19 protein-coding genes are annotated in these 20,791 nt (G+C 72.6%); 11 read left to right on the forward strand and 8 right to left on the reverse strand.

The window, feature by feature from the left end:
- Nucleotides 1-95: 95 nt before the first annotated feature.
- The 4 genes from ACIQ7Q_RS26365 to ACIQ7Q_RS26380 all read right to left on the reverse strand — a co-directional run bounded on the left by ACIQ7Q_RS26365 (nt 96) and on the right by ACIQ7Q_RS26380 (nt 4,691).
- Nucleotides 96-1,055: a TIGR04222 domain-containing membrane protein gene (locus tag ACIQ7Q_RS26365; protein ID WP_403866952.1), complete on the reverse strand. Its 960-nt coding sequence runs from the start codon at nt 1,053-1,055 to the stop codon at nt 96-98.
- Nucleotides 1,056-1,061: 6 nt separating this feature from the next.
- A complete protein-coding gene (locus ACIQ7Q_RS26370; RefSeq protein WP_403866955.1) occupies nt 1,062-2,450 on the reverse strand; it encodes a DUF692 domain-containing protein in 1,389 nt (462 codons plus the stop codon).
- A gap of 526 nt (nt 2,451-2,976) precedes the next feature.
- A complete protein-coding gene (locus tag ACIQ7Q_RS26375; protein ID WP_403866958.1) occupies nt 2,977-3,765 on the reverse strand; it encodes a DUF4142 domain-containing protein in 789 nt (262 codons plus the stop codon).
- Nucleotides 3,766-3,914: 149 nt separating this feature from the next.
- On the reverse strand, nt 3,915-4,691 hold the full coding sequence (locus tag ACIQ7Q_RS26380; RefSeq protein WP_403866961.1) for a peptidyl-tRNA hydrolase: 777 nt from the start codon (nt 4,689-4,691) through the stop codon (nt 3,915-3,917).
- Between the two features lie 71 nt (nt 4,692-4,762).
- On the opposite strand from ACIQ7Q_RS26380, the gene ACIQ7Q_RS26385 reads away from it, so the two are divergent.
- The 5 genes from ACIQ7Q_RS26385 (at nt 4,763) to ACIQ7Q_RS26405 (ending at nt 8,543) form a co-directional block, all read left to right on the forward strand.
- On the forward strand, nt 4,763-5,440 hold the full coding sequence (locus ACIQ7Q_RS26385) for an AIM24 family protein (RefSeq protein ID WP_403866964.1): 678 nt from the start codon (nt 4,763-4,765) through the stop codon (nt 5,438-5,440).
- Nucleotides 5,437-6,402, forward strand: a complete 966-nt coding sequence (locus tag ACIQ7Q_RS26390; protein WP_403867150.1) for an ATP-binding cassette domain-containing protein — start codon at nt 5,437-5,439, stop codon at nt 6,400-6,402. Before ACIQ7Q_RS26385 ends, ACIQ7Q_RS26390 begins: the two co-directional genes overlap by 4 nt.
- Nucleotides 6,399-7,091, forward strand: coding sequence for an ABC transporter (locus tag ACIQ7Q_RS26395; protein WP_403866967.1), 693 nt, complete (start codon nt 6,399-6,401; stop codon nt 7,089-7,091). The genes ACIQ7Q_RS26390 and ACIQ7Q_RS26395 overlap by 4 nt, the downstream gene beginning before the upstream one ends.
- A gap of 10 nt (nt 7,092-7,101) precedes the next feature.
- Nucleotides 7,102-7,296, forward strand: coding sequence for a hypothetical protein (locus ACIQ7Q_RS26400; RefSeq protein ID WP_403866969.1), 195 nt, complete (start codon nt 7,102-7,104; stop codon nt 7,294-7,296).
- A 92-nt stretch (nt 7,297-7,388) separates the two neighbouring features.
- Entirely contained in the window at nt 7,389-8,543 is a 1,155-nt protein-coding gene (locus tag ACIQ7Q_RS26405) for an AI-2E family transporter (protein ID WP_403866972.1), read from the forward strand.
- Nucleotides 8,544-8,591: 48 nt separating this feature from the next.
- Here the strand turns inward: ACIQ7Q_RS26405 and ACIQ7Q_RS26410 are convergent, their stop codons facing one another.
- Entirely contained in the window at nt 8,592-9,479 is an 888-nt protein-coding gene (locus ACIQ7Q_RS26410) for a DMT family transporter (protein ID WP_403866975.1), read from the reverse strand.
- Between the two features lie 120 nt (nt 9,480-9,599).
- On the opposite strand from ACIQ7Q_RS26410, the gene ACIQ7Q_RS26415 reads away from it, so the two are divergent.
- The 3 genes from ACIQ7Q_RS26415 (at nt 9,600) to ACIQ7Q_RS26425 (ending at nt 12,370) form a co-directional block, all read left to right on the forward strand.
- Entirely contained in the window at nt 9,600-10,133 is a 534-nt protein-coding gene (locus tag ACIQ7Q_RS26415; protein WP_403866978.1) for a hypothetical protein, read from the forward strand.
- A gap of 207 nt (nt 10,134-10,340) precedes the next feature.
- Nucleotides 10,341-10,835, forward strand: coding sequence for a cupin domain-containing protein (locus ACIQ7Q_RS26420; protein ID WP_403866981.1), 495 nt, complete (start codon nt 10,341-10,343; stop codon nt 10,833-10,835).
- A 152-nt stretch (nt 10,836-10,987) separates the two neighbouring features.
- Nucleotides 10,988-12,370 carry a S1 family peptidase gene (locus tag ACIQ7Q_RS26425; RefSeq protein ID WP_403866984.1) on the forward strand — a complete coding sequence of 461 codons (1,383 nt, stop codon included), beginning with the start codon at nt 10,988-10,990 and terminating at the stop codon, nt 12,368-12,370.
- 58 nt (nt 12,371-12,428) lie between these two features.
- Here the strand turns inward: ACIQ7Q_RS26425 and ACIQ7Q_RS26430 are convergent, their stop codons facing one another.
- The 3 genes from ACIQ7Q_RS26430 to ACIQ7Q_RS26440 are packed head-to-tail and all read right to left on the reverse strand — an operon-like array spanning nt 12,429 to nt 16,035.
- Nucleotides 12,429-14,753: an FtsX-like permease family protein gene (locus ACIQ7Q_RS26430; protein WP_403866987.1), complete on the reverse strand. Its 2,325-nt coding sequence runs from the start codon at nt 14,751-14,753 to the stop codon at nt 12,429-12,431.
- A gap of 2 nt (nt 14,754-14,755) precedes the next feature.
- Nucleotides 14,756-15,532: an ABC transporter ATP-binding protein gene (locus tag ACIQ7Q_RS26435; RefSeq protein WP_403866990.1), complete on the reverse strand. Its 777-nt coding sequence runs from the start codon at nt 15,530-15,532 to the stop codon at nt 14,756-14,758.
- Nucleotides 15,529-16,035 carry a PadR family transcriptional regulator gene (locus ACIQ7Q_RS26440; protein ID WP_403866992.1) on the reverse strand — a complete coding sequence of 169 codons (507 nt, stop codon included), beginning with the start codon at nt 16,033-16,035 and terminating at the stop codon, nt 15,529-15,531. Before ACIQ7Q_RS26440 ends, ACIQ7Q_RS26435 begins: the two co-directional genes overlap by 4 nt.
- 169 nt (nt 16,036-16,204) lie before the next feature.
- On the opposite strand from ACIQ7Q_RS26440, the gene ACIQ7Q_RS26445 reads away from it, so the two are divergent.
- The 3 genes from ACIQ7Q_RS26445 (at nt 16,205) to ACIQ7Q_RS26455 (ending at nt 20,784) form a co-directional block, all read left to right on the forward strand.
- On the forward strand, nt 16,205-17,476 hold the full coding sequence (locus tag ACIQ7Q_RS26445; protein ID WP_403866995.1) for an ABC transporter substrate-binding protein: 1,272 nt from the start codon (nt 16,205-16,207) through the stop codon (nt 17,474-17,476).
- A 222-nt stretch (nt 17,477-17,698) separates the two neighbouring features.
- The gene (locus ACIQ7Q_RS26450; protein ID WP_403866998.1) at nt 17,699-19,381 is read left to right on the forward strand and encodes a glycoside hydrolase family 13 protein; all 1,683 of its coding nucleotides are present in this window, start codon (nt 17,699-17,701) and stop codon (nt 19,379-19,381) included.
- 68 nt (nt 19,382-19,449) lie between these two features.
- Complete coding sequence (locus ACIQ7Q_RS26455) at nt 19,450-20,784, forward strand: ABC transporter substrate-binding protein (RefSeq protein ID WP_403867001.1); 1,335 nt, start codon at nt 19,450-19,452, stop codon at nt 20,782-20,784.
- Nucleotides 20,785-20,791 lie beyond the last annotated feature (7 nt).

The following is a 20,791-nucleotide window of genomic DNA, read 5'->3' on the forward strand; positions in this document are numbered from 1 at the left end:
CGGCCATGGAACGAAAGGGATCTTTGGCAGGGGAGGTTCGCGAAGTAAAGCACCGTCTCGGCGGTTTCCGGATCAATGACCCCGATGCCGGTGCGTCAGGAGCTGCTGCTCGAGCCGCCGCAGCTGGAGCCGCCGCTCGAACCGCCGCAGCTCGACCCGCTCGAACCGCCGCACCCGGAGCCGCCGCTCGAGCTGCCGCACCCGGAGCCCGGCGACGAACCGGCGCACCACACGGGCTCCGGGCCGTACGAGGTGTACGACCACGAGTCCCCGTGCGTCCCCGTCCCCGTTCCCGTCGGCGTCGCGCGGAACCGGGCCGCCGCCCCCAACTGCGCCCGCAGAGCCGGATCCGGCACACCGCGCATGCCGTGCAGAGCCACCAGCTCGGCCGACGACTGCGGCCGGGCGTGCTCGGCCCGGTACGCGCGCAGAGCGCTGTGACCGGCCGGGATGACGCGCCGCCGGGCGCGGCCGGCCTGCATGGCGCCGATCACAGTGCCGGCCACCAGCACGGGGAAGACCAGGAAGACGAACGGCACTCCGGAGTCGTAGGAGGCATCGCCGAAGGACTCGATGAGGGTGAGTACGAACGCGAGCGGCAGCCCGATCGCACAGGCGGCGGCCTGCGCCACGCCCCACGCTGCCGGCCCGGTGCCGCCGGGCGGCACCATCAGCCCGCGAGCGGCAAGCACGTCGCCGATCTCCTGCACGGCCGGACTGCGCATCGTGTTCAGCCGCACAGTGTGCAGAGCCCCGCTCGGCGCGTGCGCGAGCTGGGCGAACACCGCCCGCTCCACCGGGTCGTGGGCGACCGGTCGCAGCAGGGACAGGACACCGGGGCCGCCGACGGCGATCCGCCCGTCCGCATGGAGGGCGGCGAGCGCGGTGTCGACGACCCTGGCCGGGCCGCCCGCCAGGAAAGCCGCCTCGTAGACGTCGTGCGCACGGGCGGAGGTGCCGCGGGGCGACGCGGGCCGGGCGGCGGACACCCGGACGATCAGCAGCACGGAGGAGATACCGACGGCGAGGTGAACCAGCAGAGCCAGGATGCCCACGGCCGCTCACCTCCCCACGAGCGCGGCACGCGCGGCGCGTACGAGGCGGGTCGCCCTGCGGGGCGGCCGGGCGGCGGCCCGCTCCTGCCACCAGAGCGTGAGCCGGCGTCGTGCGTCACCGTCCTCAAGGTGGCCGGCAGCCAGCAGATGCTCGGCGAACCGAAGCGCGTCGCGGCGGTATCCGGCGTGCAGGGGGCGGCCCTTGGCGTAGGCGAGGAACGCGGGCCGGTAGCCCGCGCCGAGAATCTCCGGCAGCTCGGGCGCCACCTTGCCCACGATGTCGGCCCGCTTCGCGGCGAGCGCCCGGCTCTGCACACGCAGCCGGCGTGCGTCGAACCCCTCGGGGGCTGGGGTCCCGGCGACGAGCGCGGACAACACGGCGGCCTGCGCCAGCCCGAGGCGCTCGCGGGCTCCGGAGTCAGCGTGCGCCCGCGCCGCGGATGCCGGCGGGGCCGGACGCGCCCCCTTGCCGGGACTCGGCCCCGCGCCCTCCGCTGCGGCCGCCGGGCCTGAACGTGCCCCCTTGCCGGGGCGCCGTCCAGGGTCCCGCGCCTCAATCGACGGCGGGGCTTGAGGCACCGCCGACAACGTCGTGCGGATCGTCGCCAGTTCGCTCTCCAACTCCGCCGCGGACGGAAAGTCGTCGTCCCTCTCCAGCAGGACCCCGGGCGGGCTCACCCGGGCCCGGAGGTCCGACAGCACGTCCAGGACGGGCTGCGTGACCGGGTGGGCGTGGGTGTCGTGCCAGATCCCGTCCCGCTCCACGCCGCCCGCGACGTGGACGTACGCGATCGCCTCGACCGGGAGCTCGTCCAGCGCCGCCGACGGGGCCTCACCGCGGTTGACGTGGTTGGTGTGGAGGTTGGCCACATCGATCAGCAGCCGCACACCGGTCCGCTCGACGAGCTCTGCGAGGAACTGGCCCTCGGTGAGCTCCTCGTCCGGCCAGGAGATCATCGCCGCGATGTTCTCCAGCGCCAGCGGCACCGGCAGCGAGTCCTGCGCGACGCGCACGTTCTCGCACAGCACGGACAGCGCGTCCCAGGTACGGGGGACCGGCAGCAGATGGCCCGCCTCCAGCGCGGGGGAGGCGGTCAACTCCCCTCCCGCCCGTACGAACGCGATGTGTTCCGTGACGAGCGGGGCGCCCAGCGCCTCCGCCCGCTCGGCGAGGTCCGCCAGGCGCTGCTGCGACGGGCGGTCCGCGCCGCCGAGGCCGAGCGAGACGCCGTGCGGGACGACGCGGATGCCGCGCGAGCGCAGCCGGAGCAGCGCGGGAGGCAGATGGCCGGGGCAGATGTTCTCCGCGACGACCTCGACCCAGTCGAGCCCCGGCAGCCGCTCCACCGTGTCCGCGATCTCCGGCCGCCAGCCGATTCCGATGCCCAGTTCCATGGTCCCCCTCCTCCACGCCCCGCTGTCTGACGGTGCAGGGGTCATGGCCCCGGAACGGCGCGGTGAATCCGAAAGGGGGGACGTTCAGAGGTTGATTTGAGGTTCCGCCCCGACCGGCCCGTGCAGGAGACCGCACCCCTACGACCCTGCGCGCGTCGGGCCGCGCCCGAAACTCCTCCGACGGCCTGGCGGCCGTGGGGGTGGCCCGCAGCGGGGCTCGAGTGTGCTGCCGCCGTGTTCCCCCGGAGCCGGCGCCCGTGTTCCGTGGATGGGTTCGGGGTTCCGCCCCGAACTCACGCGCCCGCGCCCGAGGCTTCTCCTGCGGCCTGGCGCCCGCCCTCGGTAGGGGGTTCGGGGTCAACGCCCCCGAACCCCCGCGCCGTGCCTCGCCGTCGCGGCCGACTTCGTCAGCCCGTCCGGCGTGGCCGGACACCGCGTCGAGCGCGGGGTCCGCGGTCCGGGGCTCGCCCCGGTTATGTCCATTGGGCCCCCACCGCAGTCAAGCCGCAGGGGCGGAGCGCCGCCGTCAGCCCGCCGGGACCGGGTCCTGCGGGGCCGGGCGGTCGGTGTTGACCGCGGTGGGAGCGCCCGGCTGCGGCGTGGGCCGCGACGTGAACGACTGGCCCCCGGTCGGCGTGACCGCCGGCGGCGACGGCGGAAGGTTGCCGTCCGGCGGCGGCGGGCCGCTCGGGCTGGCCGTCGCCCCGGCCGCGGCGTCGTTGGCGATCGCGTCGAAGTCGACCCGGCCGGTCTGTTCGAGCATGGTGATGTGGTCGAGCACCGTTTGGTTGGCGTCCGTGGCGAGCTGCCGGATCAGGGTGTTGCGGGTGGTGTGCCTGACCTCCGCTATCAACGCGAAGACCTTGCCGTGTGCCGTCCGCAGCAGCTGGGCGAACTTGCGCTCGTACTCCTCGCCCTGCGCCGCAGAGAGCTCCCGCAGCCAGCCCTGCTGCTGCTCGGTCGGCTGGTTGGGCAGCTCGACGCCGAGCTGTGCCGCGACGCTGCGCGCCCGCTCGTCCAGGTCGGTGTGGCCGACGACGAGGTGGTCGCCCGTCGCCTTGATGGCTTCTGTGGGCGCGCGTTCTATCGCCTGCTGCCCGGCCGGGAGCTCCCACAGCCCGGCCAGGCGCACTTTGACGAGGAAGTCGCGGTCGGTGGCCGAGAGCGGCCCCCACTGGGTGGCCACGCTCGAGGCGTTGAGATTGTCCTGACCGGTGCCGGAACGGTCGGCGTAGGACCACACGGGGAAGGCGAGCGCGCCGACCGTGACGACCAGAGCCGCGATGATGAGTGCTGTTCCGTTGATGCGCCGCAACAATGTGCCTCCAGAGCCGATGCGTTACACGGCAACCAACCAACCGACCGGCAGACTGGCCGGTCGGCCCGCCGGCCGACCGCCAGTCGAACTTAGCCGGTCAAACTACTCGGCGGTACCGAGGAGTACGCACCCGGGGCCCGGGATGTTCAACGCCCGGCTCGTCCGCGCAACGACGGGTGGTCGGCGACCACCGTGCACGAGCCCGGAGCGATTTCCGTGAACCCCGCGTCGCGTACGACCGGCAGTCCGCGCGCCGTGAGTGCGCGCCAGTCTGCCGGGGCCGCCGTCCGCACGGACAGTGCGAAGCCGGTTTCCCGCCATGCCTTGCGGTCCGCCTCCGACAGGTCGAGCCAGGCGAGTTGGGCGCCGTGTCCGGCCTGGGCCATGGCCTTGCCCGCGGACATCTCCAGTTCGGGACTGAGCCACAGGACGGGGCGTGCCGGGTCCGGGGCCGCAGGCGGCTCCGGGTCGTCGAGTTCGGTGCCGGACACCTGGAGCTTCGCCAGCTCCTTGGGCCAGCTGTCGAGTGGTACGGGCGGAAACACCCGTACCTGGGCGGCCCCTCCGGCCCGCGCCTCGTCCGTCTCCGCGTCCGCCCCTCCGCCCGTCACCGTGATACCCGGCAGCGTGCAGGCCTTGCGCCACTCCGCGCCGCGCGCCCGCCGCACGACCTTGCGGATGCGGGCGTCCTGCCAGTCCCGCATCGCCCGCGCCCACTCGCCCTCGCCGGTGGAGCGCTCGTCCGCGAGGATCTCGAGCACCGCGCGAGCTGCGGTCTCCAGCGCGTCCGTACGGGACGGCGGGGCCGCCTTCTCGATGCGCACCACCAGCGGCAGGACGAACTGCGGTGCGGCATCGCGGGACGACGTCTCGTGCCTGAAGGGGCTGTCGGGAAGGATTTCACGGGTGTCTTCGCTGCTCACACCGCAAGTCTGCCAGCCGCCGGACAGTGGGTTGTTGGCGGAACGGCTGCCTCCGGGCGACGATGCCTCCCATGAAGAGTGATCTTTTCTCCACGGAGAACATGGCACAGCAGGCCACGGTGCCCGGAATGACCCTGCAGAACGCCAAGTCGATCAAGTACGCGGTCAACGGCGAGATGCACGCCAGGCAGGGCTCGATGATCGCCTTCCGCGGCAATCTCCAGTTCGAGCGCAAGGGCCAGGGGATCGGCGGCATGCTCAAGCGCGCCGTCACGGGTGAGGGGCTCGCGCTGATGGCGGTGCGCGGCCAGGGCGAGGCGTGGTTCGCGCACGAGGCCGCCAACTGCTTCATCGTCGACATGGAGCAGGGCGACGCGCTGACGATAAACGGGCGCAACGTGCTCTGCTTCGACGCGACGCTGTCGTACGAGATCAAGACGGTCAAGGGCGCGGGCATGACCGGCGGCGGGCTGTTCAACAGCGTCTTCACCGGTTACGGCAAGCTCGGTGTGATCTGCGAGGGCAACCCGATCGTCATCCCGGTCTCGCACCAGCAGCCGGTCTTCGTCGACACGGACGCGGTCGTCGGCTGGAGCGCCCAACTCCACACCTCGCTGCACCGATCGCAGTCCGTCGGCTCGATGATCCGCGGCGGTTCGGGCGAGGCGGTGCAGCTCAAGCTGGAGGGCGAGGGCTTCGTGATCGTACGGCCCAGCGAACTCACCCCGCAGAAAGCGTCGCAGAGCTGAAACTGAGGCAAGTGGGCCGTCGCTACGGCCTCGGCGGGCCATGGGCGCTGCGCGAGGTCGACCTCGAGCTGCGCCCGGGGACGCTCGTCCGGGTGCACGGCACGAACGGCAGTGGCAAGTCGACGCTGCTGAGGCTGCTCGCCGGCATCGACACTCCGACCGAGGGCGCCATCAGCGGCCGGCCGCCTACCGCGTACGTTCCCGAACGCTTCCCCGCCGCGCTGCCGTTCACCGCGGCCGGCTATCTGACGCGCCTCGGGCGCATCCACGGTCTCGGCCGGCGGGAGGCGGCCGACGGAGCGGGCGAATGGCTCGAACGCTTCGGTGCCGCACGTCATGCCACTACGGTGCTCGGCGAACTGTCCAAGGGCACCAGCCAGAAGGTGGCCGTGGCCCAGGCACTGCTCGCCCGGCCGGACCTGCTGGTGCTCGACGAGGCCTGGACGGGCCTCGACGCGGCGGCGCGCGAGCAGCTCGACCTCGCCGTCGCGGAACGGGTCGCGGCAGGCGCCGCCGTCGTCTACGTCGATCACGACCCGCGCCGGCTCGCGGAGGCGGTCGACGCGGAGTTCCGCGTGGGGGACGGGCGGCTGGTGCACCTGTCCGACGCGTCGCCTTCCGGTGCGAGGAAGCCCGGCCCACGCGTACGGATCGTGGCTGTGGGCCCGCCGGGTGCGCCGGTGCCCGAGGGACTGCCCGGCGCCCCCGACCACGCGCCGGCGCACGCCGGCGGCTCGGTCCTGACCGTCTCGCCCGCGTACTCCGACCTGCTGCTGGCCGCACTCCTCACGGCTCGGCCGCCGTGGCACATCAGGCAGCTCGGCGACGACGACGCCCCGCGGACGACGCACACCGGGTCGGCCGCCCCCGCGCCGCCCGACCCTGCGGCACCGGATCCCGGGGTTCCGGACGCCGACACGCTTTCCCCGCAGGCGTCTGACGCGAGGGCACGCACGACATGACCGCACTCTTCGGCTACCACACCGCGCTTCTCCTGCGCTCCCAGCGCTGGCTGCCGCCCTTCCTTCTCTACGGCGCCGTGCTCGCCATCGGCGTCCAGGGCGGCGGGCCGGTCCTGGACTCCCTCGGTTACGCGGCCGCCCCGCTGCTGCCGGTCACCGCATGGCTCGTCCGGGTCTGTGTCACCCAGGAGCCGTCGGCCGCGCGCAGCATCACGGCCGCGGCCGCCGGTCCTCGTCGCGCCCACCTGGCCTCGCTGCTGGCAGCCGTCGTCTGCGCCGCCGTGCCGGGCGCGTCGGCCCTCGCCGTCGTGGCGCTGATCAGCGACCCGTCGAGCGCCGACCACAAGGTGGCGGTCCCGCGTCTGTCCGCTGCGGTCGGAGGGCTTCTCGCCGGCGCGGTCTGCGTGCTGGTCGGGGCGGCGGTCGGGGCGCTGTGCAGCCGGCCGCTGCTGCACGCCCGCGGATGGTCGCTGGCGGCGACCGCACTGGCAGCTCTGCTGGCGCTGGTGACCAGCGGATCTCCCGCCGGATACGCGGTCACCGCCCTGGTCACCGGCTCGCAGACCGGGACGGTACGGATGCCTGTGCTGCCCCTCGTCGGCGCGGTGCTGATCGCCGCGGCGGCCTTCGCGATCGCCGCTGTGATGGCCTCCCTGCGGGGCGCCGACGGCGGCAGAGCCGCGGGTTAGAGTCGTATGTATGGACCAGCAGGAGCCGTACTGCGGGATCCCGGAGCGGGTGGCCGACGAGCAGGCCGAGGCTGCCGCCGACGGTCCCTTCGCCGAGTGCGTGCTGTGCCGCCGGCCGACGGAGTACCTGGAATCGGTCAAGGGGGCGACGCTGTGTCCGGTCTGCGAATGGCGGGAGGCCGAGCGGACGGCGTGCTCCGGCTGACCGGCCGGACGGCCGACCCGCCCGAGGTACCTTCGGGCGAATGACGCGCCGCGCGCGTGGCGTGCGGCGCGTGCGGTGGTACGCGGTTGGGCATGCCCTCCAGGTCGTCGGAACCGCCAGAGCGCCCACCGCACGTCACCGCTGGCGCGGCGCGCGTTCCCGACGCCCTGAGGACCGCCGCCGCGTACGCGTGGCGGGTCATCGTGGTGGCCGTCGCCGTCTACAGCGTCTTCGCCGTCCTCGGGCGCTTCCACGAGATCGCCGTGGCCGTCTTCCTCGGCCTGGTGCTCACCGCCGTGCTGCGGCCGGTGGCCGACCTGATGGGTCGGTTCCTGCCGCGTCCGCTCGCCGTCGCCGTCGCACTGCTCGGCGTCATCGCGATTGTCCTCGGTGTGTTCGCGCTGGTCGGCGCGGCGGTCGCGGGGGAGCGCACCACGCTGGTGCGCGAGTTCGGTTCCGGCATCGAGAGGATCGAGAACTGGCTGGAGCAGCCGCCGTTCCGCGTCGACCCCGAAGCCCTCACCGACGTCCAGTCCCGTATCGGCCAGTTGCTGTCCAGCCACCGGTCCGCCGTGGTCAGTGAGGCGCTGAGCGGCGCCGGACGGCTGGTCGAAGTGCTGACCGTGTTCGCCCTCGCACTGTTCTGCTCGGTCTTCTTCGTCCACTCCGGCGACCGGCAGTGGGGGTGGTTCTGCAACCAGCTGCCGCTCGGCACCCGCGAGCGTGCGACGGTCGCGGGCCGGGCCGCCTGGCGGACCTTCACCGGCTACACGCACGGCATCCTGCTGGTGGCAGCCACCAACGCCGTCCTGGTCGGGATCGCCCTCTTCGCTCTCGGCGTGCCGCTCGCGCTGCCGCTGGCCCTGCTGGAGTTCTTCGCCGCGTTCATCCCCCTCGTCGGCTCACCCATCGCCCTCGCGGTGGCCGCGGTGGTGGCGCTCGCAGCCAAGGGGCCGGTCATCGCGGCCGTGGTCGTCGCCCTGATCGTGGTCATCGGGCAGATCGAGGGGCATCTGCTCCATCCGATCGTGATGAGCTGGGCCGTCCGGCTGCATCCCGTGGTGGTCGCGCTGTCGGTCGTCGGTGGAGCCGTCGCGGCAGGTGTGGTGGGCGCGGTCGCCGCCGTGCCGCTGGTGGCCGTGGTCTGGTCGGTCCGTCAGGCCCTGAGAAAGGCACGCCTGTCCGGCTCGACGAGCCCGTCCGGTCGGGAGCGCCCCTCTGGTCCGGAGAGCCCGTCCACCCCGTAGGGCCCATCAGGACCCGGCAACCCTTCCGGCGGACACGCTGACCGGCTGTCAGGGTGCGGCCGCTTGCCGCTCCTCGCCGACCAGCGACTGGGCCAGGGGCATCCGCGCCAGGGCGACCACCCCCGCCGCCACCAGGGCCACGCCGACCGCCTGGGGGATCAGCCACCAACCGGTGCGGACGTGCTCCTCGTAGAGCACGAGGCCGAGGGTCGTGCTCACCGCCGCGTCGCCGAGGGTGAGCGCCGGCTGGGAGGCGACCAGCGGACCGGCCTGCATCGCGTTCTGCAGCAGGAACAGCGCGCACGCCCCGAATGCCGCGAAGGCGTAGGTCTGCCACGCCGTCAGGAAGGCCGTGATGCCACCGTCGTCCAGGATGTGCATCGCGGCCTTCATCAGTGCCGCGGTCACCGCGTAGCTGATGGCGGTGGCCGTGCCGAGGAGGGCCGCGCGTGCGCGACCCTCCGGGCGCCGCAGCGCCGCGGTGGTGAGCGCGAGGACCACGGCGGCGCAGACGACGAGCGCCATGATCCAGCGGTCCAGCGGTACGTAGGTGCGGTTGCCCGAGGGCGAGGCGGCGGCGAGGGCGATGCCCAGGCCCACGACCACGCCGGACACGGCGACCCAGCCGATGCGCGGCATGTGCCGGTGCAGCAACAGCGACGCGAGGACCAGGGCGAGCGGCAGTTCGAGGACAAAAAGCGGCTGAACGATGGTCAGCGGCCCGGTCGCCAGCGCCACCGCCTGGCAGACACCGGCGGCGACGACGGACAGGATGCCGGCCAGCCACACGGGCTGCCGCAGCAGGTCGAGCATCAGCGAGGCCCGAAGGCCGTCGGAGCGTGGTACGCCGAGGGCCGCCTTGCGCTGCAGCACGGTGGCGAACGCGTTGCTCAGTGCGGCCAGCACGGCGAAGACGACCGGCAGCAGGATGTGCACCGTGGTCCGCCTCCCGCGGTCGGGGTCGCCGCGGAGTGCCGTCGGCGTCGCGGACGTGACCGGACGTGTCCAGCGGCCCCTGGGCCGGGACCGCTTCTGCCATGGTGCCCACGGGGGGCTGTGCCCGCGATCGGAGCCGGGCTGCGCCGCCCTGTCGGCGCGCCGACAATGGGGGCGGGGGTGCGCAACGGCCGGCGGCACGGCCACGTCCTCGTCGAGGGGAGACACGTGCCCCTGCACGACGAGCCGGAGCAGGCCGTCCGGACCGATGCCGCCACCCCGATGGCGGGCACCGGGATGACGGCCCTGAGCCTGGTGAACGCGTGGTGGCTCCATGCGCCCGTCTTCGCGTGGTGCGGTCTCGGCCTCGGCCTCGGCTGGACGTTCTCCAGCGTCGCCACCCAGCAGGTCGTGGCGCCTGCCAGGGCGGGTGAGGCCTCCGGTGTCCTGTTGACCTTCCTCGTCACCCTTGGTGCCATCGCCCTCGCCGCCGCGGCTGCGACGATCACGGCGATGGCACCCGAGCGTCCGCCGGAGGCCGCGTACGACGTGATCCTGCGGGTGGGCGGAGCGGTGATCCTGGCGGCGTCCGTGGTGGTCATCCCGGTACGTCAGTGGCTCGTCGCCCATGACAAGCCGGCCGCCTCGGCATAGGGGTGGCCGGGCAGGATCACGGGCGCGCGGTGTGCGGGCGTGGCGCCCCGTATGAACACCGGCGCCAATCCGCCGGGACCGGGAGCCATCGTGGGGCCACGTCAGGGTCGCTCCGGGGGCGTGGGCGCATATGACAATTCCGGCGCATGGATTGCACTGTGCAATCATGCCCTCGGCTCTTTGGTCCGCATGCTCTGGAGGAACGCCATGACAGTGCCCCCGACGGCCGGTGTGCTCGCCGGCGTACGGGACCTCCTCGCGGCGCCCGACAAGCAGGGCGGCGCCATCTGGCGCCTGACCCCTGTCGCGCGGCAGTTGGACGCCAACCTCATCCGGCTTCCGCCCGGCACCCGGGGCCCGAGCCATGTCGAGCCGGACCTGGACGTGCTGCTGTGCGTGCTCGCAGGCAGCGGCGAGCTGGAGATCGGGGGAGCGCGGCAGGAGCTGGAGCCGGGCAGCGTGGCCTGGCTGCCGCACGGCATGGCGCGCTCGCTGTCCGCCGGGCCCGACGGCCTGATCCATGTCACGGCGCACCGCCGCCGCCCGGGCCTGACCATCGGCAACGCGGCGGCGGTCCGTGAACACGCCGCCGACGGCGAGCCCGCCTGCATGCTCGGCCGTATCTGCCCGGACTGCGACCACCCCGCCGAGGACTCGGCGGCGCGATTCTGCAGCCGGTGCGGCAGCCGTCTGCCCTCCTGAATCCTTGTCCGGGCCGCTTCTTGACGGCCGGTCAGTTCACGATTTCACAGTCGCGATGAGTACAACTCCCGCCTCATCCGTATCAACGGTCGGACGCGTCCCCCGGTTTGTCGCCGACAACCGGATTCCGTATCCCCGCAGGAGGCGGCGAGTTGAGTCACAGGCGAATACCCAAGCGAAAGGCCGTGCTTGCAGGAGCCGGGGCGGTGGGCATCGCCGCGGCCGCGGTGCTGCTGCCCCACGCCAACGCATCGCAGTCCGGCTCCGGTTCCGAGCCGGAAGCGGCTCCCAGAACGATGAGCGCCGCGGCGGCGCAGGACCTCGTGTCGCAGTTGGGACCCGAGCTGGGTGACGCATACGCGGGTGCGTACTACGACGCACAGAAGCAGCAGGTCGTCGTCAACGTGGTCGGCGACAGCAACGACGTGGTCGCCCAGGTCAACGAGGCCGGCGCCGTGGCACGGCCCGTCGAGAACAGCATGGGCGAACTGAAGTCCGCGACGAGCACACTGGCCGACAAGGCCACCATCCCCGGCACGGCGTGGGCCGTCGATCCGAGGACGAACCGGATTCTCGTCACGGCGGACCGCACGGTCGCCGGCGACAGCTGGAACCGACTGGAGTCCACCGTTCGGTCGCTCGGCTCCGGAATGGCCCGGATCCAGAAGTCCGCGGGCGAGTTCAAGCCGTTCCTCGAGGGCGGCGACGCCATCTTCGGCGGCGGGTCACGCTGTTCGCTCGGCTTCAACGTGACCACCGACGGCGGACAGCCCGGCTTCCTCACCGCCGGACACTGCGCGGTGGCGGCCGACCAGTGGTCCGAAGATCCGAACGGCGCCCCGATCGGTACGGTTCAGGCCGCGACGTTCCCCGGCGACGGCGACTTCGCCCTCGTCACGTACGACGACCCGGCGACGCAGGCCCCGAGCAGCGTCGACCTCGGCAACGGCCAGACGCTGGACATCGTGCGCGCGGACGACGCCGCTGTCGGGCAGGAAGTCGTCCGGATGGGCAGCACCACCGGACTGAACGACGGCCAGGTCACCGGGTTGAACGCGACCGTGAACTACCCGGAGGGCACGGTCACCGGCCTCATCCAGACGAACGTCTGCGCCGAGCCGGGCGACAGCGGTGGTGCCCTGTTCACCCGTGACGGCAGCGCGATCGGGCTGACCTCGGGAGGCAGCGGGGACTGCACCTCGGGCGGTGAGACGTTCTTCCAGCCGGTGACGACGGCGCTGGCCGCGGTCGGTGCGCAGATCGGCGCGGGCGGCGGCGCGGGCGACCAGGGCCAGGACGGTCAGAACCAGGACGGTCAGGCAGGCCAGGACCAGGGCGGACAGGACCAGGGCGGTCAAGCGGGCCAGGAGCAGGGCGGTCAGGCCGGTCAGGACCAGGGCGGTCAAGCGGGCCAGGAGCAGGACGGCCAGGACGGTCAGGACCAGGGCGGTCAAGCGGGCCAGGAGCAGGACGGCCAGGACGGTCAGGCGGGCCAGGACGACGGTCGGCAGCAGGGAGGCTTCGACGACAACTGACCCCTGACCCGCACCGATCCGGGGGGTGGGCGCACCGCGCCCGCCCCCCGGACCGTGCTCAGAGTGTGTCGCTCAGCGAGTCCGCCGGCCGCCGCCGCGCCGCCCGCGTCGCCGGCAGCGAGGCCGCAGCCACCGCTCCCAGCACGGCACCGACGACCACGACCACCAGCACCGGCCACGGCGGCAGATGCGCGATACCCGCCCCCATACCGCTCGAGCTGCCCTGGACGTCCACCAGCCAACTGCCCGAGACCGCCCCGAGGGCGGTCCCCACGACGGCCGACACCAGCGCCGTCAGTGCGGCCCCGGTCACGATGATCGCGCCGATTTGCCGGGGCGTCAGCCCGATCGCCTTCAGGGCGAGCAGGTCCCGGCCCCGGTCGCGTACCCCGGTGCTGATCAGCGTCAGCAGCTCGGTCAGCCCGATCAGGGCGAGGACGGCGATGAGGGCCGCGATCACCCCCCGTGCGGGCTCCAGCCGGTCCGCCGGATTCGGTGTCTCCCGGATCTCCAGCGTTCCGCCCGCCGCCCCGGCGAGCGCGGCGCTCACCGCCCGCGGGTCCGAGCCGTCCGCCAACACCAGCGCGTGGAAGTCGGGACGCAGCCCCGGGTCGCGTTCCCGCAGGGCGTCGATGGTGGTGGAGATGATCCGGCCGCCGGACTCGGGCTCGATGCTGCGCCCCACGATGTGCAGGATCTGGGGCCGGCCCTCGACCGTCATCCGGACCCAGTCGCCGACCCGTACACCGAGAAGGTCGAGCAACCCCTGACCGGCGACGGCCTCGTCCGGGCCGCGGGCCGCCCGGCCCTCGACGACCGCCGATGGGAAGGGGTCGCGGGCGGTGCCGAGTCCGCGCAGGGTGATCGTGCCGGTCTGTCCGGGGACGAGCGCCGCCATCTCGGCGCCCGGATGGACCGCGATGACGTCCGGGACCTGCGCGAGCGTGCGCCGCAGCTCGTTCTCCGCCGGCCCGCCGGGCTGCTGCGCCCGTACGGTCAGTGCCGCCGGAAGTCCCATCTGCGCGGGTCGGCCGCGAAACTGGTCGAGGGTCGACCAGGCCACGAGGGCGACGGTGATCAGTACCAGCGGGAGCGCCGGCCGCGCCACCGCGACGAACGTCCGGCCCCTGCGCGGGAAGGCGGACCGCCACCCCAGCACCAGCGCCGGAGGCACCCGCATCCCGAGCGCCCGGCGGCCGAGCGCGGTCATCGGCGCGGCCGAACGCTGTGCGGCCCGGGCCACGGGCACCGGAGGTACACGGCCGGCGCGCCAGGCGGCGAGCCCAGTGGCCCCGGCGATCAGCAGCACCGCACCGCACGGCACGCCGATCATCAGGGCCGCGTAACCGGGCAGGTCCTGCCACAGCGCTGCCGCGTCGCCGATCCGGCCCGGTATCCGCGCACCGAGGGCGGCGATCGCCGCCGTGCCGAGCGCGACTCCGAGCAGGGCGAAGGCCAGATGCTGCACGAGGAAGCCGCGCACCACCTGGCCCGGTGTGAACCCGACGGCCTTGAGCACGGCGATGTCCCGCAGCTGCCCGCGTACCCGGGCGCTGATCGCCCCGGACGCGGCGAGCGCGGCCGCCAGCAGCGCGCCGAGACCGAAGACGGCGAACAGCTGGCCGAGCAGCCGGTCGTCGCCGCCGGCCTCGGCCCGTGCCTGCTGCCACTTGGTGACCTCGGCGACGCGGTCGGCGCCCAGGACGGTCACGGCCCGCTGGACCATGAAGTCGGTGTCGTCGGGATCGTCCAGTCGCAGCCCGACGCTCTGCCCGGTGCCGCCGGGGGCGATCGTGTCGAAGGTGTCCGACCGCACCCAGCCGACGCCGGGCCCGCCGCCGGGTTGGTAGCGGGGCTCGGCCGCCTCCGCGACGCCGGTGACCCGCAATGGGTGCGCGGCGCCGTCGGGCCCCGTGACCCGCACGGTGTCGCCGGGCTCCGCCCACAGCGCCCGTGCGACCGAGCTCTCCAGGACGACGGTGTCGGCCGTGTCGCCGCCGTCCGGCGGGACGAGCCAGCTCCCGGAGGTGACAAGCGGCCGGCCGACGTCCGGCGGCCGTACGTCCGCGGCCCGCAGCGCCACACCCGCCCGCGCGCCCCGCGACTCGACGGTGGTGCCGGCGGTCCGGTACGGGCCGGAGAGGGCGGTGACCCCGTCGAGCCGGGTCAGGGCCGCGGGGTCGGCCCCTGCCTTGGTCTGCAGCCAGATGTGCGCGCCCTGGGACTGGTTGAAGATCCGCTGCCACGGGTTCGCGGCATAGCTGAACAACGCGCCGGCCAGCAGCAGGGAGGCGATGATGCCGGCACTGGCCAGAACGACGAACAGGGCTTCGCCGCGGTGTGCGCGGAAATCGGCGTGCGCCCAGCGCAGAGTGGCCCGCACGGTCAGTCCTTCAGTTCGAGTACGCCGGACACTCCGCCACCGGGGCCCCGGCGGCCGCCGCCGAGCTCCGCGTCGTCCGCGATGCGCCCGTCGAAGAAGCTGATGACACGGTCGGCTGCGCTGGCCATCCGGGCGTCATGGGTGACCATCAGGATCGTCTGCCCCCGCTGGTGGAAGCGGGAGAGCAGCCGCAGCACCTCCCGCGTGCCCTTGCTGTCGAGGCTGCCGGCCGGTTCGTCGGCGAGGAGCAGCGCGGGGTGGTTGACGAGGGCCCTGGCGAGGGCGACCCGCTGCTGCTCGCCTCCGGAGAGTTCGCCGGGCATGGACTTCTCGCGGCCTTCGAGGCCCAGCTCGGCGAGGAGTTCGGCGCGGGACTCGCGGGCGGCCCTCGGGGAGGCCCCGGCGAGCAGGGCGGGCAGTTCGACGTTGTCGGCGACGGTGAGGTTTGAGACCAGGTTGAAGAACTGGAAGACGACACCGATGCTGCGCCGTCGCAGCACCGCCCAGCGGGCCTCGCGGTATTCGTCGACGCGCTGCCCGTCGAGCCACAGCTTTCCGCTGTCGGGTCGCTGGAGCCCGCCGATCAGATGCAGCAGCGTGGACTTCCCGGCGCCGGACGGCCCGGTGACCGCGACGAACTCGCCGGGGCGCACGGTCAGGTCCACGCCCCGCACGGCGTGCACCGGCGCGCCCTCGCCGTGGTGCGTCTTGGTCAGTTGCGCGGCTCGCACGATCGGTGCGGCGGCACGCTCGCCGTCAGACGCTGTGGCGTCGCTCATTCCAGCTCCTCCTGACAGCGTTCCAGCCAGTCCAGGTCTGCCTGCAGATGCAGCATGGCGCCCTCGATCAGCAGCTGGGAGACCCTGTTGTCCCGGTCCTCCGCGGCGGCCAGCTTCGACAGGTCCCGCATGGTGTTGAGGTACTGCCGCCGCTGTTTGTTGATCAGGGCGATGGGGTCGGCGAGTCCCGATTCCGGTGCGAGGGCGACCTTCATGAAGAACTCGTCGCGCACCCGCGGTTCGTCCGTGGTCTCCTCGAACCAGACCTGGACCGCCTCACGCCCGGCGTCGGTCAGCCGGTACGTGCGCTTGTTGGGCCGGCCCGACTGCTCGACGTCCTCGCCGTCGATCAGACCGCTCTTCTCGAGTCGGCCGAGAGTGACGTAGATCTGGCCGACGTTCGGCTGAGGGTACGCGGCGCCCAGGAGCTTCTCAAGGTCCTGCTTCAGCTCGTAACCATGCGCGGGGCCACGGGTGAGGAGTGCCAGGAGCGGCAGCCGCACGCGCTCCCCCTCTCTCCCGCTGCGGTAGTTTCCTGTTGGCCGGGCATCGGACGTGTGTCGTGCGGCACTCGCCTCGTCTGCCTGGACGTCTAGTATCGCCCATGCCTAACGGGTATATATAGGCCGCACTGGTCGGCAGCGCAGCCGGATCGTGCACTGGGAGGAACCTATGCGGTGGATGCGTGCCGCGGGTAGGGGACTCCTGGTCGTGGCGGTGCTGCTGGCGGGTTATGCCGGTTTCGCCACCCACGGCCCGGGAGCGGATCCCGCGGGCCGTGGCCCCATGACGCTGGTGACGGCGGGCGATCTGACCGACTATCTCTCGCCGCTGCTCGACGACTGGAACAGCGCTCATCCCGACGAGCGGGTCACCCTGGTCGAGCTTCCGGACTCGGCGGACGAGACCCGGGCGCAGATGATCAGCGAACTGCGTTCCGGCAGCGATCGTTTTGACGTGCTGAACATCGACGTCGCCTGGACGTCCGAGTTCGCCGCGGCGGGCTGGATCTCCCCGTTGAAGCGTGACCGCTTCCCGCTCGACGCCTTCCTGCGGCCGGTCGTGGACACCGCCACTTTCGACGGACGGCTGTACGCGGTCCCGTACGTCACCAACGCCGGACTGCTCTATTACCGCAAGGACATCCTCGACCGCGAGGGCGAGAAGCCGCCGCGCACCTGGGCCGAGCTGGCCCGGCAGGCGCGGACGCTCGGCCCGGAATACGGCCTGGACGGTTACGCGGGACAGTTCCTGCCGTACGAAGGGCTCACCGTCAACGCCACGGAGGCGGTCCATTCGGCCGGCGGCTCGATCCTCCGGGACGACGGCGACCGGGTCACCATCGACTCCGAGGCCGCCCGCGCCGGTCTGACGTTCCTCGCCGACGGAGTGCGGGACGGCTGGATCGCCCGCGCGGCGCTCCGCTACAAGGAGGAGGAGTCCCGGCAGGCGTTCCAGGACGGCCGGCTGCTCTTCCTCCGCAACTGGCCCTATGTGTACGCGGATGCCGGCGCCAAGGGCTCGAAGGTGGCGGGCAGGTTCGGCGCGGTGCCGCTGCCGGGTCCCGACGGGCCGGGCACGAGCGTGCTGGGCGGATCCAACCTCGCTGTCAGCAGCCATTCCCGGCATCCCGCCTCTGCCGCCGACCTGATCGCCTACCTCACCAGTGAACGGGTCCAGCGGCAGGTGCTCACCAAGGGCTCGCTGCCGCCGGTGCGGGCCGCGCTGTACGAGGATCCGGAGCTGATCAAGGCCCATCCGTATCTGCCCACGCTGCGCCAGAGCGTGCTGTCGGCGGTGCCGCGCCCCAAGAGCCCGCGGTACGACCAGGTGAGCCTGGCCGTACAAGCGGTGGTGCAGGACGTGATGGCGCTGCGGCAGACGCCCGCGGAGGCGGTGGCGCGTCTCGCGCGCGAGCTCGAGGCCATTTCCCGCAGAGGCTGACATTCGCACGCCGCGTCGAGCATCTCCACCCGAGCGCCTACTTTCTCGTTAAGTAGGGGCTCGCGGCTGTGCACCCCTGCATTCTCGGGCAAATCACCCCAGCTTCATGCTGTTTCCGGACGCATCGTTGACACCTTCCAGTCACTGCTACTTAACATGCATGCATAACAGCGCACCCGATCCGGGGCGCCCTCGCATCCAGCAGAAACAGGTCGACGCGAGATGCTCAGCACGCTTCCGGCCGGCACCGGCCGCCCCTCCCGCACCGCCACCACCCCTGACCCCTGGTGGCGTGACGCGGTGATCTACCAGGTCTACGTCCGCAGCTTCCTCGACAGCACCGGGGACGGCATCGGCGACCTGGCCGGCGTACGCGCCGGGCTTCCCTACCTGCGGAAGCTCGGTGTCGACGGCATCTGGCTCAGCCCGTTCTACCCGTCGCCGCAGCACGACCACGGCTACGACGTCGCCGACTACCAGGGCGTCGACCCCGTCTACGGCGACCTCGCCGAATTCGACCGGCTCATGGCCGACGCCCGCCGTCTCGGGCTCAAGCTGCTGCTCGACATCGTCCCCAACCACTGCTCCAGCGAGCACCCGTGGTTCCGTGAGGCACGCGCCGCCGGCCCCGGCGGCGCGGCCCGCTCCCGCTTCCACTTCGCGCCCGGCCGCGGCCCGGACGGTGCCGAGCCGCCCAACAACTGGCGCGCCATGTTCGGCGGCCCCGCGTGGAGCCGGGTCACCGAGCCCGACGGGACGCCCGGTGAGTGGTATCTCCACCTCTTCACCCCCGAGCAGCCCGACCTCAACTGGCGTGACCCGGCTGTCGGTGACGACTTCGAGCAGGTCCTGCGCTTCTGGCTGGACCGGGGCGTCGACGGCTTCCGGATCGATGTCGCCGCGGGTCTCTTCAAGCACCCCGAGCTGCCCGACTCCGACGACCCGGCCGCCGACGAGCGCTCCCGCGACTCCGTCAACCCGCTTGCCTGGAACCAGCCCGAGGTCCACGACGTGTGGCGCCGCTGGCGCTCGGTGTGCGACGAGTACGCCGCCGACGACGGGCACGACCGGCTCCTGGTCGGCGAGGTCTCCGTGCCCACCGCCCGTGAACACGCCCTGTACGTCCGCAGCGACGAACTGCACCAGGCCTTCTTCTTCGACCTGCTCAGCGCCCCCTGGGACGCGGACGCCTTCCGGTCGACGATCGACGAGGCGATACGCGACATCGCCGGCACCGGGTCCACCGTCACCTGGGTGCTCAACAACCACGACCAGGTCCGCACGGTCACCCGTTACGCGGGCGAGCCCGGCGTCGAAGCCAGCGGACTCGGCGCCGCCCGCGCCCGCGCCGCGGCCCTGCTCATGCTCGCCCTTCCCGGTGCCGCCTACGTCTACCAGGGCGAGGAGCTCGGCCTCCCCGAGGTGCTCGACCTGCCCGACGACGTGCTCACCGACCCGATCTTCCACCGCACCGGCAGCCGCAAGCGCATCCGCGACGGCTGCCGGGTTCCGCTGCCCTGGTCGGGCCACGCTTCCCCGTTCGGCTTCAGCCAGGGCGCGGCCGGGGCCCGGCCGTGGCTTCCGCAGCCCGAGTGGTTCGCGGACCATGCCACCGACCGGGCCCTGGCCGACACCCGCTCCTTCTGGCACCTGTACCGCGACGGACTGCAACTGAGGCGAAGCCTGCCGCAGTTGGGCGAAGGCACGCTGCGCTGGCTGGACGCGCCCCCGCAGGTCCTCGCGATGACCCGCGGCGACGGCCTCATCTGCGCGGTCAACTTCGGTACGGAGCCGGTGCCCGCCCCCGTGACCGGAACGCCCCTGCTCGCCAGCGGTCCCTGCCCCGACGGTGTGCTCCCCGGAGCGACCGCCGCCTGGTGGACCGGCGACTCGACCCTCCCGTAGCGCCTGCCCGACCCCGACCCCGACCCGTCGGCCGGACCTCCCCCGCCCCTCCCGGAAGGACCCTCACCATGCGACGAATCGCCAGAAGCACCACCCTGCGCACGACGGCCGCGACCTCGGCCGTGCTCGGCCTCGCCCTCGGCGCCACCGCCTGCGGCGGCACCACCGGACCCGCGAGCGGCGGCGAACTCAGCGGCCAGACCGTGACCGTGGCCGGCGTGTGGACCGGCAGCGAGCAGAAGAACTTCAAGAAGGTGCTGGACGCCTTCACCGAGAAGACCGGCGCCAAGACCGTCTTCGTCCCCTCCGGCGACAACGTCTCCACCTTCGTCGGCAGCAAGATCGAGGGCGGCAACGCACCGGACGTCGTGATGGTCCCCCAGGTCGGCGTGCTCCAGCAGTTCGCGAAGGAGGGCTGGCTCGAGCCGCTGTCCGACAAGACCGCGAAGACGGCCACGGCGGGCCTCGCCCCGGTGTGGAAGAACTACGGCACCGTCGACAACACGTACTACGGGCTCTACTTCAAGGCCGCCCACAAGTCGACCGTCTGGTACAGCCCCGAGGCGTTCACCCAGGCCGGCGTCGGCGCACCCAAGACGTACGAAGACCTTCTCAAGACGGGCCGCACCCTCGCCGACTCCGGCCGCCCCGCCTTCTCCGTCGCCGGCGAGGACGGCTGGACCCTCACCGACTGGTTCGAGAACATCTACCTCTCCCAGGCCGGACCCGAGAAGTACGACCAGCTCGCGAAGCACGAGCTCAAGTGGACCGACGAGAGCGTCGTTGCGGCACTGTCCACACTGGGCGAACTGTTCAAGGACGACCAGCTCGTCGCCGGCGGGGCGAAGGCCGCGCTGCGCACCGACTTCCCGGCCTCCGTCGAGCAGGTCTTCGGTCCCGAGCCCAAGGCGGGCATGGTCTACGAAGGCGACTTCGTCGGCGGCATAGCCAAGGACGAGTTCGGCCGCAAGCTCGGCGAGGACGCCGACTTCTTCCCGTTCCCCGCCGTCGGCGGCGGCAAGGCCCCCGTGGTCAGCGGCGGAGACGCGGCGGTGGTCCTCAAGGACGGCAAGAACGCCAAGGCCGGCATGAAGCTGCTCGAGTTCCTCGCCACCCCGGAGGCTGCCGAGATCTGGGCAGGCGCCGGCGGCTTCCTGTCGCCCAACAAGGACGTGAACCTCGACGCGTACGGCGACGACACCACCCGCTCCACGGCCGAATCCCTCGTCGGGGCCGGCAACTCGGTCCGCTTCGACATGTCGGACCAGGCGCCCGCCGCCTTCGGCGGCACCAAGGGCGCCGGTGAGTGGAAGCTGCTCCAGGACTTCCTGCGCGACCCGTCCGACCCCAAGGCCACCGCGGCGAAGCTCGAGGCCGCGGCCGCCAAGGCGTACGGGAACTGAGGCCGAC

Origin of the sequence: Streptomyces sp. NPDC096176 (assembly GCF_044763255.1) — a bacterium.
In the GTDB taxonomy this organism is placed as follows: Bacteria; Actinomycetota; Actinomycetes; order Streptomycetales; family Streptomycetaceae; genus Streptomyces.